The sequence below is a fragment of the Corynebacterium sp. HMSC11E11 genome, assembly GCF_001807025.1.
Taxonomy (GTDB): domain Bacteria; phylum Actinomycetota; class Actinomycetes; order Mycobacteriales; family Mycobacteriaceae; genus Corynebacterium; species Corynebacterium freneyi.
In genome coordinates this window covers 1-17945 of record NZ_KV787113.1, presented here as the reverse complement: position 1 = coordinate 17945, position 17945 = coordinate 1, and the positions used below count along the sequence as shown (strand labels likewise).

General features: G+C 70.8%; 14 protein-coding genes. All 14 read right to left on the bottom strand.

Annotated features, from left to right (window positions below; genetic code table 11):
* Positions 1-170 precede the first annotated feature (170 nt).
* Positions 171-1202, bottom strand: coding sequence for a DivIVA domain-containing protein (locus HMPREF3121_RS01930; RefSeq protein WP_070519422.1), 1032 nt, complete (start codon positions 1200-1202; stop codon positions 171-173).
* Between the two features lie 437 nt (positions 1203-1639).
* Positions 1640-1930, bottom strand: coding sequence for a YggT family protein (locus HMPREF3121_RS01925; protein WP_070519421.1), 291 nt, complete (start codon positions 1928-1930; stop codon positions 1640-1642).
* A 9-nt stretch (positions 1931-1939) separates the two neighbouring features.
* The gene (gene sepF, locus HMPREF3121_RS01920) at positions 1940-2491 is read right to left on the bottom strand and encodes a cell division protein SepF (protein WP_070519444.1); all 552 of its coding nucleotides are present in this window, start codon (positions 2489-2491) and stop codon (positions 1940-1942) included.
* 125 nt (positions 2492-2616) lie between these two features.
* Positions 2617-3360 (bottom strand): peptidoglycan editing factor PgeF, encoded by a 744-nt coding sequence (gene pgeF, locus HMPREF3121_RS01915; RefSeq protein ID WP_070519420.1) that lies wholly within the window; start codon positions 3358-3360, stop codon positions 2617-2619.
* 12 nt (positions 3361-3372) lie between these two features.
* Positions 3373-4659, bottom strand: coding sequence for a cell division protein FtsZ (ftsZ, locus tag HMPREF3121_RS01910; RefSeq protein WP_070519419.1), 1287 nt, complete (start codon positions 4657-4659; stop codon positions 3373-3375).
* Positions 4660-4870: 211 nt separating this feature from the next.
* The gene (locus HMPREF3121_RS01905) at positions 4871-5575 is read right to left on the bottom strand and encodes a cell division protein FtsQ/DivIB (protein ID WP_070519418.1); all 705 of its coding nucleotides are present in this window, start codon (positions 5573-5575) and stop codon (positions 4871-4873) included.
* A complete protein-coding gene (gene murC, locus HMPREF3121_RS01900) occupies positions 5575-7038 on the bottom strand; it encodes a UDP-N-acetylmuramate--L-alanine ligase (protein WP_070519417.1) in 1464 nt (487 codons plus the stop codon). The genes HMPREF3121_RS01905 and murC overlap by 1 nt, the downstream gene beginning before the upstream one ends.
* A gap of 145 nt (positions 7039-7183) precedes the next feature.
* Positions 7184-8338 carry an undecaprenyldiphospho-muramoylpentapeptide beta-N-acetylglucosaminyltransferase gene (gene murG / locus HMPREF3121_RS01895; RefSeq protein ID WP_246816033.1) on the bottom strand — a complete coding sequence of 385 codons (1155 nt, stop codon included), beginning with the start codon at positions 8336-8338 and terminating at the stop codon, positions 7184-7186.
* Positions 8335-10008 (bottom strand): putative lipid II flippase FtsW, encoded by a 1674-nt coding sequence (gene ftsW, locus HMPREF3121_RS01890; RefSeq protein ID WP_070519416.1) that lies wholly within the window; start codon positions 10006-10008, stop codon positions 8335-8337. Before ftsW ends, murG begins: the two co-directional genes overlap by 4 nt.
* The gene (murD, locus tag HMPREF3121_RS01885) at positions 10005-11477 is read right to left on the bottom strand and encodes a UDP-N-acetylmuramoyl-L-alanine--D-glutamate ligase (RefSeq protein ID WP_070519415.1); all 1473 of its coding nucleotides are present in this window, start codon (positions 11475-11477) and stop codon (positions 10005-10007) included. The genes ftsW and murD overlap by 4 nt, the downstream gene beginning before the upstream one ends.
* Positions 11474-12580: a phospho-N-acetylmuramoyl-pentapeptide-transferase gene (gene mraY / locus HMPREF3121_RS01880; protein ID WP_070519414.1), complete on the bottom strand. Its 1107-nt coding sequence runs from the start codon at positions 12578-12580 to the stop codon at positions 11474-11476. Before mraY ends, murD begins: the two co-directional genes overlap by 4 nt.
* Positions 12577-14076, bottom strand: coding sequence for a UDP-N-acetylmuramoyl-tripeptide--D-alanyl-D-alanine ligase (murF, locus tag HMPREF3121_RS01875; RefSeq protein WP_070519413.1), 1500 nt, complete (start codon positions 14074-14076; stop codon positions 12577-12579). Before murF ends, mraY begins: the two co-directional genes overlap by 4 nt.
* The gene (locus HMPREF3121_RS01870; protein WP_070519412.1) at positions 14077-15699 is read right to left on the bottom strand and encodes a UDP-N-acetylmuramoyl-L-alanyl-D-glutamate--2,6-diaminopimelate ligase; all 1623 of its coding nucleotides are present in this window, start codon (positions 15697-15699) and stop codon (positions 14077-14079) included.
* Positions 15700-15757: 58 nt separating this feature from the next.
* Entirely contained in the window at positions 15758-17797 is a 2040-nt protein-coding gene (locus HMPREF3121_RS01865) for a peptidoglycan D,D-transpeptidase FtsI family protein (RefSeq protein WP_083291164.1), read from the bottom strand.
* Between the last annotated feature and the right edge of the window lie 148 nt (positions 17798-17945).

Below are 17945 nucleotides of genomic sequence, written 5' to 3'. Positions count from 1 at the left end.
GATTGCCGGATCATCGCGCATACGAGCCACAAGTATAGACGGGCCGGCACGCAACGGCGAAGCGCCCGCCCCGTGTCCCGCGCGATGCGGGAACGGGGCGGGCGCCTGCGTGCGGGGTCGCTTTACGACGACCCGCGCACGGAGCCTTTCGGCCCGGTCGGTTGTTGCGGCTAGTTGTTGTAGCCGTCGGCCGGGGCGGCGGACTCGCGGGAGTTGAGGTCCTCCAGCTGGGACTCGAGGAAGGTCTTCAGGCGGGTGCGGTACTCGCGCTCGAAGATGTGCAGCTCCTCGATCCGGGCCTCGAGGGCCTCGCGCTGCTCGTTGACGGTGGTCATGATCTCGGTGTGCTTGCGCTCGGCATCGGCCTGCAGCTCGGCGGCCTTCTCCTGGGCGGTGCTGATGGTCGCCGAGGAGCGGGCGTCGGCGTCGGAGATCATCTGCTCGGAACGCTGGCGGGCGTCGTTGAGGGTGGTCTCGGACTCCGTCTGCGCCTCGGAGATCATCTGCTCGGAGCGGCGGCGGGCGTCGGCCAGGGTCTCGTCGGCCTCGCGGCGGGCGGAGGACAGCGTCTCCTCGGCGCGGGCGTCGGCGTCGGCGATGGTGCTCTCGGAGTTGGTGCGGGCGATCGACAGCATCTCGTCGGACTCGCGCTTGGCGTCCGAGGTGAGGCGGTCGGCCATCTCCTGGGCCAGGCCCAGGACGCGGGCGGCCTGCATGTGGGTGTCGGCCGTGGCGGGCTCGTCGGCGGCGGCCGGGGCGGACACGAAGCCCTGCTGCTGGGTGCCGGCGTCGGCGGAACCGGCGGAACCGGCGGCCTCGGCGCGGGACTCGGCCTCGGCGGCGCGATCCTCGGCCTCGCGGACGCGGTCCTCGGCCTCGGCGCGCAGGCGGGCGGACTCCTCCTCCAGGCGGCGGTCGTACTCGGCGCGGAGCTCGGCCTCGATGGAGGCGCGCAGCGCGGTCTCGTCGACCTCGGGAGCCGGGACCGCGGCGGGGGCGGCCGCACCGGAGCGGGCGTCCTCGAGGTCGCGCTCCAGATCCTCGACGCGCAGGCGCAGGTCGGCGTTTTCGTCCTGCAGCTCGCCCAGCGCGTCCTCGACGAGATCGAGGAACTGGTCGACCTCGTCCTCGTTGTAGCCGCGCTTGCCAATCGGCGGCTTGCTGAACGCGACGTTGTGCACATCAGCTGGAGTCAGCGGCATGGAGAGTTCCCCTTCAAAATTCGTGGACGCTGTATTTTCACGGGACGCACCCGCCATCGTTGGCCGGGAACCCGCACGTCGGAACCGGACTCTCGCCCGGGTTCCGGGCGGGAAAACGCGATCCAAAAACGACGATACTTGTTTCTTCCCGGACCATACTACCGGCATCACACCTGCAACACACGTCCAGCGCACCACGAAAACCCCTCGATGCACCCGGGTTCGGTTGGTTAACACCCGCCCCAAACCCTAAACCTCCCGCTCAACCTGGGACTTTGAGCACATGACCGCAATCGCCGCCCCCGGGCGCCCCGGCCCGCGACCGTCCCCGAATATGCGGCGGCGGGTCGGATGCGGGGCGAAAACCCCACCCCCGACCGGGCCGGGACAAAGAAAACCGGCGGCCCACCATGTGGTGGACCGCCGGCCGGCGGGCGTCAGAATGCGACGCCCTGCAGCACCATGCGAATGATCATCAGGATGAAGAAGAGCACCAGCACGGACATGTCCAGCTGCACGCCGCCCATCGGCATGGGCGGAATGGCCTTCCGCAGCGCCTTCACGGGCGGGTCGGTGATGGTGAAGATCACCTCGCCGACGACGGAAAACGCCCGACCCGGCTGCCACGCGCGCGAAAACGACTGGATCATCTCGATGACGATCCGCGCCAGCAGCAGGTAGGTGAACAGCTGGACCGCGATCAGAAGTACGCCGAGGAAAATCTGCACGTCTGAAGCTTAGACGGACAGTCGGTCACGCTCGGCATCGGAGAGCGTGACGCCCCCGGGCAGCAGCGTGAACCGGGTGCCGTCGGCCTCGATGACGCCGCGCAGGGCGAACGCCAGGCCGGCGACGAAGTCCAGGTAGCGCTTGCGCTCGGCCGGCTCGAGGTCGACCAGGTCGAACACGACGATGTCGCCGTCGCGGAAGGCCTCGCCGATGTCCTTGGCCTCGGAGTACTTGTCCAGGAAGTCGGTCTTCGGGGTGATGTGACGCACCGTCGGGGTGACGGGACGGTCCAGCGGACGCAGGTGCGGACGGGCGTAGGCGTCGTCGCGGTCCAGGTCGTGGTCGGAGCGGTCCTGCGGATCGTAGTCGCGCACGCCGGCGCCGCGGGACGGGTAGTCGCGATCGGAGTCGCGGTAGTCGTCGTAATCGCGGCCGTAGCGGCCGGACGAGCGGTAGTCGTCCTCGTAGGAATCGCGCTCGAAGCGGTCGTCGAAGTCGACGTCGCCCTGGGCCGGGGTCAGGCCGAAGAAGTCGGAGAACTTCCTGGAGAAGTTGGACATGTTCATCCTTTGCATGTCGTGGTCGGTGGTGCGGTGCTGCTCACAAACGTACCCGGGCGGGCGTGGCCGACAGGGCAGACACGCCCGGCCGAGGTGATGCGCCGGGACTTTTTCCGCCGCGTCCGTCAGGCCTCGCCGACGAGGACGACGACGCCGGCCTGGCGCCCGGTCGTGCCCTCCCGCCGGTAGGAGAAGTAGTCGGTTTCGGAGATCGTGCACCGCGGCTCGGCGTTGATGTTGGTCACGCCCAGCCCATGCAGTTGCCGCATCAGACCGGCGCGCACGTCGAGGCCCGGGGTGCCCTTCGTCGTCGTGGTCCGGGATCCCGGCAGATGCTTTTCGACGTCCGCCGCCATCGCTTCGGGCACTTCGTAGTTTTCGCCGCCGGCAGCGGCGCCCAACAACGCGTGGATGTTCGCGGGGGTCGCCCCGAGTTCGACCATGGCCGCCACGGCCTTTGCGACGATCCCGTTGCGCGCCCCGATGCGTCCGGCGTGGACGGCGGCGATGACTCCCGCGTCGTCGTCGGAAAGCAACACCGGCACGCAGTCGGCGACGAGGACGACCAACGCCAGGTCCGGCACCGTGGTGACGATCGCATCCGTGGCGGGCACCGGCTCATCGCGGGGCCCGTCGACGACGGTGACCGTGTTGGAGTGGATCTGCTCCATCCACACGAAACGGGCCGGGTCCAGCCCCATGCCCTCGGCGAGGCGGCGACGATTGGCGGCGACGGCGGCCGGATCATCGCCGACGTGATCGCCCAAATTGAAGGAATCGTACGGGGACGCGGAAAACCCGCCGCGGCGGGTGGTGAGCACCTTGCGCACGCGGCGGGTTCCGCTCCCCTGCGGGGAGGTGTCGGTCATCGGCCCAAGCCCCTACGCCCAGCCGGGCAGGTCGAGGCCGTCGTCCTTGGGGGCGCGATCGTCGCGACGGTCATCGCGGCGGTCGTCGCGGTGCTGCCCGCCCCGGTAGGTGTCGCGACGCGAACCATCGGTGAACAGGCCGCCGGAAACGCGGGACCGCGGGGTGAACCCGGTGTCGCGGTCGTCGCGGCGTTCGTCGCGACGGTCATCGCGGACCTCGTCGCGGGCGACCGGCTCACGGACGGGCTCGCGGACCGGCTCGCCGCCACCCAGGTTGTCGCCGCCCGGCAGGGACGACGGGCGCTCCTCGGCCTCCGGCTTCGGCTGCGACGGGGCGACCGTGGCCTTGCGGGCGCGGTCCTCGAAACCGGTGGCGATGACGGTCACGCGGACCTCGTCGCCCAGATTGTCGTCGATGATCGTGCCGAAGATGATGTTCGCGTCGTCGTCGGCCTGCTCCTCGACCAGCGTCGCCGCCTGGTTGACCTCCATCAGGCCGATGTCGGAACCGCCGGCGAAGGACAGCAGCACGCCCGTCGCGCCCTCCATCGTGGTCTCCAGCAGCGGAGAGTTGATGGCCATCTCCGCCGCCTTCTGCGCGCGGTTCTCGCCGCGGGCCGAGCCAATGCCCATCAGCGCGGAGCCCGCCGAAGCCATGACGGAACGCACGTCGGCGAAGTCGACGTTGATCATGCCCGGGGTGGTGATCAGGTCGGTGATGCCCTGCACGCCGTTGAAGAGGACTTCGTCGGCGGCGCGGAAGGCCTCCATCATGCCGATGTTCTCTTCGCCGATCTGCAGCAGACGGTCGTTGGGGATGACGATGAGCGTGTCGCAGGCTTCCTTGAGCTGCTCGATGCCCTCCATCGCCTGCTTCGTGCGGCGCTTGCCCTCGAAGGAGAACGGCTTGGTGACGACGCCGACGGTCAGCGCGCCGGCCTTCTTCGCGATCGATGCGACGACCGGGGCCGCACCGGTGCCGGTGCCGCCGCCTTCGCCGGCGGTGACGAAGACCATGTCGGCGCCCTTGAGGGTCTCCTCGATCTCGTCCTTGTGGTCCTCGGCGGAGGTGCGGCCGACCTCCGGGTTCGCACCGGCGCCCAGGCCGCGGGTGGCCTCGCGTCCGATGTCCAGCTTCACGTCGGCGTCGGTGAACATCAGGGCCTGGGAGTCCGTGTTGACGGCGATGAATTCGACGCCCTTCAGCCCCTCCTCGATCATGCGGTTGACGGCGTTGACGCCGCCGCCGCCGACTCCGACGACCTTGATCACGGCGAGGTAGTTGTTCGGGGAGGTCATGTGGCTCTGCTCGCCCTTCCTTTGTTGCGTTCCCGGCTTTGTTGTCCGCCCCATCATCGTTCATGAAATGGCGTTGGGCCGCCATCGCGGACCCGGCGTGTCGGCACCCTCAAGTAAAGGTTGAGGGCTAAGTTGGGGCCCGACTCCCCCATTGGCACCATCCGCCACACGGCCATGCCGTCGTCCCGGATGGAATCGCCGGTGGGGAAAATCAGTTGCGCAGCGTCGGCTCGGCGGGGTTGGAGACGTTCCAGCGCTGGCCCTCCCGATCGATGACGATCTCGGCGGCGCGGCCCTTCTCCCGGGCCCGGTCGGACGAACCGAAGTAGATCTCCCGACCGTCGTGCAGGATCAGGGAAATGTCCGTCTGCCCCGGCGCATCCACGCGGGCGACCTCCCCGCGCACCCGCTCGGGCAGCACGTCGAGCACGTCCAGGACCGCACGCACGATGTCCGGATCCGGATCGAGCTTGCCCGGCTCGGGATTTTCCACCCGCGGCACGCGGACGACCTCCACGCTTCCCGGCGGCGGCGGGGCTACGAGGAATTCCACTCCTTCCCCGTTGAAGAGGTGTTCGCCGTCGGTGGCCCGCATGTGGATCACCGCCGCGTGTTCCTGCACGTCGACGGTGACCGCCGACGGCCACGAACGGCCGACGGTGACCTTTTCCACCCATGGTTCGGCGGCCACGGCGCGCGCGGCCGCATCGGTGTCCACGCGGGCCAGTTTCTCGCCGACGACGATGCCGGTGGACTCGGAGATCGCGGCGGCGTCTCCGTTGACGACGCCCTCCACGCGGATCTCCTTCACCGTGGCCACCGGGGTGAACCACAGCACCGCCCACGCGACCGCCGCGACGACGACCAGCGCCAGGGCGATGATCCCGCCGCGTTTGACGCCTCCGGCTGCGCGCATCAGCCGAGCTCCCTCAGGATTTCGTCGGCGAGCATGGTCACGCTGCCGGCGCCGATGGTCAGGATGACGTCGTCGGGACCGGCGACCTCGCGCACACGGGCGGGCGTGGACGTGAAGTGGGGCTCGAAGATGGTCGGGACGGTGACCGACCGGGCGATGAGATCGCCGTCGACGCCCGGTTCCGGCTCCTCGCGGGCGCCGAAGACGTCGAGGACGATGACCTTGTCCGCCAGCGACAGCGCCTCGGCGAACTCGCCGGCGAACGCCTTGGTCCGCGAGTACAGGTGCGGCTGGAACACGGCGACGACGTTGCCGCAGCCGGCCTCGTCGACGAGTTCGCGAGCGGCACCGAGCACGGCGCGGACCTCGGTGGGATGGTGCGCGTAGTCGTCGTAGACGCGGACGCCCGCGAACTGCCCGCCCTCGATGCGTCCGTGGTAGTCGAAGCGGCGGCGCACGCCGGTGAATTCGCTGAGCCCCCGGGCCATGCGCACCGGATCGGCGTCGACCAGCGCACCGGAGACCAGGGCCGCCAGCGCGTTGAGGGCCATGTGACGGCCCGGCTGACGCAGCTCGAAGGTGATTCGATCGCCGAGCACGGTGGCCTCCACGCGGGCGCCGCCGCCGTGTGCGGTCCAGCCGTGGAGGACGCCGCCCGGCTCCAGCTCCGGGTGCGCCTCGAGCGCCTCGGGCCCGCCGTAGGCGTAGACGCGGATTCCCGCGGCCTTGGCGCGCTCGCCCAGCGCGGCGGCGTGCTCGTCCTCGGCGCAGACCACCAGCGCACCGCCGTCGACGATGCGGCCGGCGAACGCGTCGAACACCGCGTAGTACTTCTCGGCGGTGCCGAAGAAGTCCAGGTGATCCGGCTCGATGTTGGTCACCACCGCCACCTGCGGCGAGTACGTCAGCAGGGAGGCGTCGGATTCGTCGGCCTCGGCCACGAAGACGTCGCCGGTGCCGTGGTGGGCGTTGACGCCGGCCTTCGACATCAAACCGCCGACGGCGAAGGACGGGTCGAGGCCCGCGGCCTGCAGCGCGGCGACGCTCATCGACGTCGTCGACGTCTTGCCGTGGGTGCCGGCGATGAGCACGGCGCGGTTGCCCTCGAGCAGCATGCCCAGGACATCGGACCGCTTGAGCACCGGAATGCCCAACTCGCGGGCGCGGGCCAGCTCGGGGTTGGTCTCCGGGATCGCGGCGAAGGACACCACGACCGCCTCCGGCAGGCTTCCCGACGCATCGAGGTTCGCCGCGTCGTGCCCGATGGCGACGGTGGCCCCCATTGCGCGCAGGCCCACCACCGCGCGGGAGTCCTTCATGTCCGAACCGGACACGGTGACGCCGCGGGCGAGCAGCAGCCGGGCGACGCCCGACATGCCGGCGCCGCCGATGCCGATCATGTGCACGCTGGCCGGCAGGGTCCCCGGCGCGGGGGCGGCGCCGGTGGTGGTGGAATCGCTCATCTGGTGGTCACCTCGTGGAAGCAGCCGGGCGTCGGGCCCGGGACGTCTACAACTGTTCAATGTTATCCGCGACCGCTCATCGCCGTTCGCGGCCGTCGGCGGCGGTTCGAGCCCATTCACGGCTGGTCGCGACCAACCGCGGGCGTCATCCGCGGTTGCCGCGCACCGCCGCGTCGAGCACCCTGCGGGCGATCGCGTCGGCCGCGTCGCGATGTCCGGACGCCGCCGTCGCACGGGACATCTCGGAGAGTCGGTCGGCGTCGGAAAGCAAGGGAATGACCAGGTCGCGAATCGACGCCGGGGTCAGCGACGCGTCGGCGACGAGCAGGCCACCGCCGGCGTCGACGATGTCCGTGGCGTTGAGCGCCTGCTCGCCGTTGCCGTGCGGCAGCGGCACGTACACGGCGGGCAACCCGACGGCCGAAATCTCGGCGACGCTCATCGCACCCGAGCGGCACAGGATCAGATCCGCCGCCGAATACGCCAGGTCCATCCGGTCGACGTAGGGCACGGCGACGTACGGCGGGGTCGCGTCGGCGCCCCGGCCCTCCGGCAGCGTCACGGTGTTCTTTTTGCCGTGGGCGTGGAGCACCGCGATGCCCTTGGCGGCGAAGTCGTCCGCGGCACCCGAGGCGGCCTCGTTGATGCTGCGCGCCCCCTGTGAACCGCCGGTGACGAACAACACCGGACCGTCGGCGGGCAGACCGAAGAACTCGCGGGCCTCGGCTCGCAACGCGGCGCGGTCCAGCGTCGACAGCGCGCGGCGCACGGGAATGCCCACGACGTCGCCCGGCATGCCGGAGCCGGACACTGCGGCCAGTCCCTCGCCGCCGAGCTTGACGCCCAACTTGTTGGCCATGCCGGCGCGGGCGTTGGCCTCGTGCACCAGGAACGGGATGCGACGGCCACGGCGGCACGCCAGGTACGCCGGCGCCGCCACATAGCCGCCGAAGCCGATGACCGCGTCGGCCTCGACGTCGTCGAGCACCTCACGCGTCTGCGCCACCGCCCGGGCCACGCGGAAGGGAAGCTTGAACAGGTCGCCGGTGGGCTTGCGCGGCACCGGCACCGGCGGGATCAGCCGCAGGTCGTAGCCGCGCGCCGGAATGAGGGTGGTCTCCAGGCCCCGTCGGGTGCCCAGGGCCGTGATGCGGGTATCCGGGGCGATCTCGCGGATCGCGTCGGCCACGGCGAGCGCCGGTTCGATGTGCCCGGCCGTGCCACCGCCGGCGACGACGATGGACAGCGGACGCCCACCGGGTCCCGCGTAGGCCGATTCCTGCGGAGTCGCTTCGCTCACCTGGTCCTCCTGTCGGGGCCGCCCGGCCGGCGGTTGCCGCGGCCGCGGGGACGGCGATCCCCTCGTTCGGATTCACGGTACCGTTCCGCGACGCCTCGGGCGGAACCGCCGGGACGGCCCGTCCTGCTCTGCGGACGCGGGCGCGGTTCGGGGCGTTCGACGGCGGCGGTGCGGGTGGAGCGGTATCCCGGGCTTGCTTCACGACGCCGCTCGCGTGCCTCGAAGCGATCGCCGACGACATCGTCGGATCCGGTGACCGGAGGGCCGAACCGGCGGGTGTCGCGATGGCCGCGCGAGGTGCGCTCATCGCGATGCGACGGGTCGTACGGCAGCGGCTCGGGAATGCCCAGGATGCGGTCGATCGCCGGACGCCCCGACGTCTGCATCGCCGACACCGACTCCGGCTCGTGGCGCGCGCACGTGGCCAGCAGGCCCATCGACAGCAACGTCACGATGGCCGACGTGCCGCCCGCCGAAATCAGCGGCAGCTGCAGACCCGTCACCGGCAGCACGCCGACGACGTAACCGATGTTGATGAACGCCTGGACGACCGTCGCCGTCGTGATCGTTCCGGCCATCAAACGCAGGAACGGGTCCGCCTGCCGCTGGGCGACCCGCAGGCCCACCCAGCCCAGCGCGGCGTAGAGCAACACGACGATGACGGCGCCGATGAAGCCCAGCTCCTCGCCGATGATGGCGAAGATGAAGTCGTTCTTCGCCTCGGGCAAGTAGAACCACTTGGCGCGCGACTGCCCCAATCCCACGCCGGTCATGGAACCGTCGGCAAGCGAAATGATGCCCTGGTACGACTGGTACGCCGGACCCTGGGTCTCCTCGAAACGACCGAACAGGGTGTTGAAATACACCGAAATGCGAGCCGAGCGGAAACCCGTGGTCAGCGTCGCGATGCCCACCACGGCAACGCCGACGCCGACCATGCCGCCGATGACGTAGCGCGGCAGACCCGCGAACCACAGCAGCGCCAGCACCACGAAGCCCATCGACGCGACCATGCCCAGGTCACGCTGGAAGAACACCAGCCCCAGGACCAGCGCCGACACGATGCCGAAGGGCAGGAAAATCTGCTTGACCTCGGTGGCCGTGCGCAGGCGCTCCGACAGGAACTTCGCCCCCCACACCGCCAACGCGACCTTCGCCACCTCCGACGGCTGCAGGGACACGTTGCCGACGTAGATCCACGACTGCGCGCCGGTTTCCTCCAGGCCGACGCCGATGCCGGGAATGAGCACGAGCACCAGCAACGCGAACGCGACGACGAGACCCACCGGCGCGAGTTTGCGGATGGCCTCCACCGGGATGCGCATGGACAGCCAGAACAACAGCAGACCGACGGCGACCATCGCCGCCTGCCTCATGAAGACGCTCCAGACGCTGCCCTCCGTGCCCGACGACGCCATCGACGACGACAGCACCATGACCAGGCCGATGCCCGTCAGCAGCGCCGTGATGGCCAGCAGGACGTGGTAGTCGAACAGCGGGCGGGAGATCCAGTCGCGCAGCATCGCGCGCGTCTCCGACCCCGCGGCGGCGCCGTCCTCAGGTCGGTCGGCCTCGGCCCGGCGGCCGGGACGCACGTCGGCGTCGCGACGATCGGATCGCGTGCCGCGGTCCGGACGGCCGGATCGCGCGCCGCGGGCGGGGCGGGTCATCGACGGTCACCCTCGCGGGTGGCGGCGCGGGCGGCATCGGCGAAGAAATCGCCGCGCTGGGCCATTCCGGTGAACATGTCCAGGCTCGCGGCGGCCGGCGCCAGCAGCACCACGTCGCCCTCCTGCGCGGCACCTGCTGCGGCGGAGCAGGCCTGTTCCATCGCCGAGGCGGGATCGGTCTCCCCGATCACCGTCACCGGCATGCCCGGCGACGCCGCGGCGAGCGCCCCGGCGATGACCGGACCATCGACGCCGAGAACGACCGCCGCACGCATCCGGTGCGCGTGATCGGCGATGAGCGTCGTCACGTCGGCGCCCTTGAGCTGGCCGCCGGCGACCCACACGACCGACTCGTGGCCGCGCAGGGCGGCGTCGGCGGCGTGCGGGTTTGTGGCCTTCGAATCGTCGATCCAGTCGACGCCGCCGGCCGAATGGACGACCTGGCCGCGGTGCGCACGGACGGTGAAGCCGGCCAACGCCTCGGCGATGTCGACGGCGCGCACCCCGATGGAGCGCGCCAGCGCGGTGGCCGCCAGCGCATCGAGCACGCCGGCCGGCCCCGGGGGCGAAATGCCCTCGATCGGCGCGATGTCCACGCCGCCGAGTTCGGTGCCCTCGTGCGGTTCGTCGGTGGCGCGGTCGCCGAAGGCGCGGTCGATGATGCGCCCGTCGCGCACGCCGATCTGCCCCTCAGCCGGCTCACCGATGGTGAACCCGACCGCCGCCGGCGCAAGCTGCCCGGCATCGGCCAGCGCCCGCACGTGCGCGACGACCTCGTCGTCGTCGAGACCGAAGACGGCGACCCCACCGGTCAAGGCACGCGCCTTGTCGGCACCGTAAGCCTCGAAGGACCCGTGCCAATCGATGTGATCCTCGGCGAGGTTGAGCAGCGCACCGGCGTCCGGACGCAGGCCCGGAGCCCAATGCAGCTGGAAGCTCGACAATTCGGCGGCGAGGACGTCGACCCGACGTTCGGCCGTGAGCGCATCATGCAGCGCCACGCCGATGTTGCCCACCGCCGCGCCACGGTCGCCGAGCATGGCGGCCAGCATCGCGGTGGTCGTCGTCTTGCCGTTGGTGCCCGTGACCACAAGCCACGTGCGGGGCGCCCCCCACACGCCGGCTCGATCACCGGCGAAGGCGACCGCCACGTCGCCGACGACCGGCACACCGGCATCGGCTGCGGCGACGAGCAACGGCGTGTCCGGCCGCCACCCGGGCGAGGTGACCACCGCGGCGGCGTCGGAAAGCAAACCCCGAGCCGCATCCGACGTGCACCAATCGACGCCGTGCGAGTCGGCCATGGGTCGGCCCCGCTCCGCGGAATCGTCGACGAGGCGGATCCCGGGGCACCCCAGATCCTTCAGAAGCTTGATCGCCCCCTCCCCGGACACGCCCGCACCGGTGACCAACACCGGGCCGGAACGCACCAATGCCACGAGGTCGGTGGCCGCACCCGCCGCCGTCATCGCAGAACCCCCGATTGCACCAGCCAGTCGGAATAGAAGATCGCGGACCCGAGCATGTTGAAGATGCCCGCCAACAACCAGAAGCGGACGACGACGGCCGTCTCGGCCCACCCCTTCGCCTCGAAGTGATGGTGGATCGGCGCCATGCGGAACGGGCGCTTGCCCGTCGTCTGGAACGCCGCGATCTGAATGGCCACCGACGCGACCTCCAGGACGAAGATGAAGCCGATGATGACCATCAGCAGCTCGGTCTTGGTGACGAAGGACAGACCCGCGATGAGACCGCCCAACGCCAGCGAACCGGTGTCGCCCATGAAGATCTTCGCCGGCGCCGCGTTCCACCACAGGAAGCCCAGGCAACCGCCCAGGCCGGCCGCGGCGAGGATGCCGACGTCCAGCGGATCGCGGACGTCGTAGCAACCGGCGACGATGGCGACGTCGCAGGAGTTGCGGAACTGCCAGAACGCGAGGGCCGTGTACGTGCCCAGCAGCAGCGCCACCGCGCCCGCCGCCAGACCGTCGAGGCCGTCGGTGAGGTTCACCGCGTTGGTCCACGCCGCGATGACGATGAACACGAACACCATGAACACGATCATCCCGATCCACACCGGGCCCGGGGCGAGGTTCCACGTGGTGATGTCGCGGGCGAACGACAGGTTCGTCGATCCCGGCGTGATGCCCGAGGCGTCCGGGAACTGCAGCAGAAGCACGCCGAAGAGCAGGGAGGCGGCGAGCTGGCCGAGCAGCTTCGCCGTCTTGTTCAGGCCCAGGTTGCGGCCCTTGTACAGCTTGATGAAGTCGTCGGCGAAACCGAGCGCGCCCATCGCCAGGGTGAGGAACAGCACCAGCAGGCCCGAGGCCGTCGGCCCGGCACCCGTCTGGAGGTACCCGATCAGATGCGAACCGAAGTAGCCGACGAGAATGCCGGCGATGATGGCGATGCCGCCCATCGTCGGGGTGCCGCGCTTGCGGAGGTGGCTCTTCGGCCCCTCCTCCCGGATCTCCTGGCCGATGCCCTCCGCGGAAAAGCGGCGGATGAGCACCGGGGTCAGGAAGACCGACACGATGAACGCGAAGGCCCCGCTGTAGATGAGTTGAGTCACTTACCTCGCCTCTCGGTCGAATTCTGCTGCGTCACCGGTGCCAGAGCGTCGGCGACCCGCCATAGGCCGTCGGCGTAGGACGCCTTGATCAGGACGACATCACCGGGTCGGAGTTCCTTTGCGACGGCCTCGGCCGCCGCGTCGGTGTCCGACGCCCGCACAGTATTTAACCCCATGGCCTCGGCCGCGTCCGCGAGGGCACGCGCGTTGGCCCCCTCCCCGACGGCGACCAGGCGGTCGACGCCGCGGTCGGAGAGGTAGCCGGCGAGGGCCGAGTGCTCGTCGACGGCGGTGTCGCCGAGTTCGCCCATCTGACCCAGCACGGCCCAGGAGGTCGCGCCGTCGCGGGCGCCGGCGGCCAACACGAGGGCGTCGACGCCGGCGCGCATGGAATCGGGGTTGGCGTTGTACGAGTCGTTGATGACGGTCACGCCGTCGTCGCGCTGCCGCATCTCCATGCGCCGCTCGGAGGCGGCGACGTGGGCGGACAGGGCCTCGGCGACGGCGGCCGGGGCCAAGCCGGCCTCGATGCAGACCGCGGCGGCGGCCAGGGCGTTGGGCACCTGGTGGGCGCCGTGGACCCGCAGCGCAACCGGGTGGGCGGAGCCGTCCGGGCAGTGCAGGGTGAAGGATGCGCGGGCGAGGTCGTCAACGGTGACGTCGGTGGCCCGGTAGTCCGCGTCGTCCGAGTCCACCCCAAAAGAGACGACCTTGGCGCGGGTGCGCGGCGCCATGCCGGCGACCAGCGGGTCGTCGGCGTTGAGCACGGCGACTCCCCCGTCGGCGGCGGCGGGCAGCGCTTCGACGAGTTCGCCCTTGGCCTGCGCGATCGCTTCGCGGGAGCCGAACTCGCCGAGGTGGGCGGTGCCGACGTTGAGCACGGCGCCGATGCGCGGCGGGGCGATGCGGGCCAGGTGCGCGACGTGGCCGATGCCGCGGGCGCTCATTTCGGCGACCAGGTAGCGGGTGTCGCGGGTGCAGCGCAGCACGGTGTACGGGTGGCCGATTTCATTGTTGAACGATCCCTTGGGCGCGACGGTCTCGCCGTCGGTGCGCAGGATCGTCGCCATCATGTCCTTGACGGAGGTCTTTCCGGCCGAACCGGTCACGCCGACGACGACCAGGCCGTCTGCGGCCAGCTCGTCGACGTCGCGGCGGGCCAGTGCGCCCACCGCCTCGAGCACCGCGGCTCCGGAGCCGTCCGGGTCGTGCGCGAACGCCTCGGCGTTGGAGTTCTGCGCCCCCAGGGGCTTGACGACGACCGCCGGCACGCCGACCGGCCGGGCGGCCAGGATCAGGGCCGCACCGTCGGCGGCGGCGCCTGCGGCGAAGTCGTGGCCGTCGACGCGGGCGCCCGGCAGCGCCAGAAACACGGAGCCGGGCGTGATGCGCCGGGAGTCGAATTCGACGGGACCGGAAACGGGGGTCGCCGGGTCCGCGTCGTGGAGTTCACCGCCGACGATGTCGGCGATTTCCCCCGCGGTGCGTTCGATCATCTAGTTCTCACCTTCCTGGGCGGCGCCGCCTGCGGTGTTTCGGTCGCGGCGCGCGAGCGCCTCCCGGACCTGCTCCCGGTCGTCGAAGTGATGCATGACGCCGTTGATTTCCTGGCCGGTTTCGTGGCCCTTGCCGGCGATGACGACGGCGTCGCCCGCCTCGGCGAGACGGATGGCCAGGTCGATGGCCTCGGCGCGGTCACCGATGTTCTCGACTCGGATGGGGTCGGTTCCCTCTGCGGCGGCGCGCTCGTCGGCGGCGTCGACGGCACCGGCCGTGACGGCCTCGCGGATGGTCGCGGGGTCCTCGGAGCGCGGGTTGTCGTCGGTGACGATGACGACGTCGGCGACGCGGGCGGCCTCGGCGCCCATGAGCGGGCGCTTGGAGGAATCCCGGTCGCCGCCGGCTCCGACGACCGCGATGACGCGACCGGAGGTTTGGGCGCGCAGGGTGCGCAGCACTTCGCCGACGGCGGCGGGCTTGTGGGCGTAGTCGACGACGGCGAGGAAGTCCTGTCCCTCGTCGATGCGCTCCATGCGGCCGGGGACGGCGACTCGGGCGATGCCCGAGGCCGCTTCGGGGCCGTCGACGCCGAGTGCGGCCAGCGCGGCCCAGGCGACGGCGGCGTTGGCGACGTTGAACGCACCCGGCAGCGGAACGTCGAGTTCGACGGGACCATTCGGGCCAGTCAAGGTCACGTGCTGGACTCCGTTGTCGGCGACCGAGACGTCACCGGCGCGCCACGTGGCCTGCGGCGCCACGCGGGATCCGGCGTCGGCGACCACGGCATCCTGCGCGTGGGCGGTGGCGACGGTGTCCACCGTCACGCCGGGGGCCTCGGCGATCTCCGCCATACGGCGGCCCCAGGAGTCGTCGACGCACGACACCACCCGCGGGGCGTGCAGCGCGGACTCGGGGCGGAACAACGCCGCCTTGGCGTTGAAGTAGTCCTCGAGCCCGTCGTGGAAGTCGAGGTGGTCCTGCGAGAGATTGAGGAAGCACGTCACGTCGAACGCGACTCCGTCGACGCGCCCCAGCGACAGCGCATGGGAGGAAACCTCCATCACCACGTGGGTCACGCCGTCGTCAAGCATCTCCTCGAAGAGCCGCTGCAATGCGGGCGCCTCGGGCGTCGTCAGGTGGCTGGGCACGGACCGGCCGTTGATTCGGGTGCCCGTGGTGCCGATGAGCCCCGTGCGCTTGCCGGCCGCCAGCAGGGCGCCCTCGAGCAGGTACGTCGTGGTGGTCTTGCCGGAGGTGCCGGTGACGCCGACGACCGTGAGCTTTTCCGACGGCCGACCGTGCGCCTCCGCCGACACCGCGCCAAGCACCGCGCGGACGTCGTCGACGAGCAGAACCGGGCGGTCCGGACCGCCCGCGTCCCTCAGGATCTCCAAGCCCGCCGCGTCCGTGAGGATCGCCGCGGCCGGCGACTGGTCGGCGTACGACGCACCGTGGACCCGGGTGCCGGGCAGGGCCGCGAACAGCCCGCCCTCCGGGGTTTCGGCGGCGTTGAGCTCGACTCCGGTGATCGGAAGGTCCGCGCCGGTGTCCATGCCGGCGTCGGACGGCAGCACCGTGCCGCCGATCAGTTCGGCGAGGTGTCCGAGTGTGACGGTCATGTGCGCTCCTTGTGTGGTGGATTCGGTGTCGGTCCGGCCGCCGGGTGGTGGTCGACGGTCACGGTTGCAGCAGCAGGGTCCCCTCCTCGCGGGGGGACGGCGGGACGTTGTAGCGGTTGAGGGCCCAGGCGGCGATGTCGCTGAACAGCGGCGCCGCGGATTGGCCGCCCTGGCCGTGGACGCCCCGGACCGGCTCGTCGAGCATGATGCCGATGACGAACCGCGGGTCGTCCGCGGGGGCGATGCCCGCGAAAGTGATGTGGTACGCGGAGTTCGAGTACCTGCCGGTGTCGGGGTCGACCTTCTGGGCGGTGCCCGTCTTGCCGGTGAGCTGGTAGCCCTCGATGCCGTCGCCGGCTGCCGTGCCGGACTGCAGACCCGTCGGATCGGACTGCAGCACCGACTGGAACATGTCGCGGACGGTGCGCGCCGTCTCGGGGCTGACGACCTCGACCGGGTCGGGTCGCTCGGCCTCGACGACGGTGCCGTCGGGCGCGGTGGTGGACTTGATGATCCGCGGCGGGACGCGCACGCCGTCGTTGGCGATGGCCTGGTAGATCCCGGTCATCTGCAGCAGCGACATGGCCATGCCCTGGCCGATGGGCAGGTTGGCGAAGGTGCCGCCGGACCACTGCGGGCGCTGGGGCACCAGGCCGGAGGATTCGCCGGGCAACTCGACGCCGGTGGACTGGCCCAGGCCGAAATCGTGGATGAGCTCGGCGTAGCGGTCCGGGCCGAGACGCTCGGCGAGCATCAGCGTGCCGACGTTCGAGGACTTGCCGAAGATGCCCGTCGTGGTGAATTCCTCGGGGCCGTGCTGCCACGCGTCGTTGACGGTGACGCCGGACATGTGGATCGAGCCGGGCACGGTGAGGACCTCGTCCGGGGTGGTCACGCCGTCCTCGATCGCGCCGGCGGCGGTGATGATCTTCGCCACCGAACCCGGCTCGAACGGGTTGGACACCGGCGTGTTGCCGATGTTGCGGCCTTCCTCGACCTCGCGGCCGATGTCGCGGTTCGGGTTGGCCGTGTCGGACTGCGCCATGGCCAGGATCTCGCCGGTCTTCGCGTCGAGGACGACTGCGGAGGCTTCCTTCGCCCCGGAGTTGTCCTTTGCCTGCTGCACCTGCTGCTGCACGAAGTACTGCATGTCCGCGTCGATCGTCAGCTCGTAGTCGGTGCCGTCGATGGGCGGGTGCTGGTCGCGGGTGGAGCCGGGGATGGCGATGCCGTTGGCGGCGATGTCGACGGTGCGGCCGCCGTTGACGCCCTGCAGCGTCGCGTCGCGGGAGGCTTCGAACCCGAACTGGCCGACGCCGTCCATGCCGATCTTGCCGATGATGTTCGCGCCCACCGCGCCGTTGGGGTACTGGCGGATGTCCTGACGCTCGGAGACGAGTTCGGGGAATCGTTCGACGACGGCGGCGGCCTTGTCGGGGTCGACGTTGCGCACGAGCACCTCGTAGGAGCTGTCCTCGTCGCGAAGCTTGTCCAGGATCTCCCGCGAGCTGATGCCCCCGGGGGTCTCGCGGATGCCGTCTTCCGCCGGCTCTTCCGCTGCTTGACGACGGCGACCCTCGCGGCCCTTGTCGGCGTCGAGGTCGGCGACGTCGAGCATTCCGGGAAGGGCGTCGGCGATGTCGCGGAGTCGCTGCTCGTACTCGGGGTATTCGTCCGGGTAGAGCTCGTGGGCCTCTTCGAGGTGCGCCCGCAGGCTCGAGGGGTGGGCGGTGATGCTGCGCGCCTCGAGGGTGAACGCCAGCGATGCGCCGTTGCGGTCGGCGATGGCACCGCGGCGGGCGGCGTCGACGATTTCGATGGTGCGCTGATTCTGGGCGCGGGCGGCCAGGTCGGGCCCGGCGACGAGCTGCACCCAGCCGAGGCGGACGATGAGGACGGCGACGATGATCGCGCCGATGACCTGCAGGGCCCTGCGGCGGCGCTGGAACTCGGTGCCGGAGGTGTCGATCCGTTCGGACGACGCCAACGCCCTGTTGCGGCGCGGCGACGGACGCGTCCCCGACTCGACGGGGATACGACGATCCCGGCGGTCCCGGAATTGCCCGGAATCGCCGCGGTCGTCAGGGGTACGGATCATGCCTCGTGCCTTCTCGATGAACGGACCACGGCGGCGTGCCGTGGTCGCATGCGGGCGTCAGTCTACAGCCGGGGCGGGCGCCCCTTCGGGATTGACGTCGTCCGCGGGAGCCGGTGCCGGGGCGGGGGCCGGCGCAGGTGCCGGGGCG

Coding starts and splice junctions, on each gene's coding strand:
- murF (WP_070519413.1), bottom strand. CDS start 14,076: ATGATCGAACGCACCGCGGGGGAAATCGCCGACATCGTCGGCGGTGAA.
- ftsW (WP_070519416.1), bottom strand. CDS start 10,008: ATGACCCGCCCCGCCCGCGGCGCGCGATCCGGCCGTCCGGACCGCGGC.
- sepF (WP_070519444.1), bottom strand. CDS start 2,491: ATGTCCAACTTCTCCAGGAAGTTCTCCGACTTCTTCGGCCTGACCCCG.
- ftsZ (WP_070519419.1), bottom strand. CDS start 4,659: ATGACCTCCCCGAACAACTACCTCGCCGTGATCAAGGTCGTCGGAGTC.
- HMPREF3121_RS01865 (WP_083291164.1), bottom strand. CDS start 17,797: ATGATCCGTACCCCTGACGACCGCGGCGATTCCGGGCAATTCCGGGAC.
- HMPREF3121_RS01870 (WP_070519412.1), bottom strand. CDS start 15,699: ATGACCGTCACACTCGGACACCTCGCCGAACTGATCGGCGGCACGGTG.
- pgeF (WP_070519420.1), bottom strand. CDS start 3,360: ATGACCGACACCTCCCCGCAGGGGAGCGGAACCCGCCGCGTGCGCAAG.
- HMPREF3121_RS01905 (WP_070519418.1), bottom strand. CDS start 5,575: ATGCGCGCAGCCGGAGGCGTCAAACGCGGCGGGATCATCGCCCTGGCG.
- HMPREF3121_RS01930 (WP_070519422.1), bottom strand. CDS start 1,202: ATGCCGCTGACTCCAGCTGATGTGCACAACGTCGCGTTCAGCAAGCCG.
- murD (WP_070519415.1), bottom strand. CDS start 11,477: ATGACGGCGGCGGGTGCGGCCACCGACCTCGTGGCATTGGTGCGTTCC.
- murC (WP_070519417.1), bottom strand. CDS start 7,038: ATGAGCGATTCCACCACCACCGGCGCCGCCCCCGCGCCGGGGACCCTG.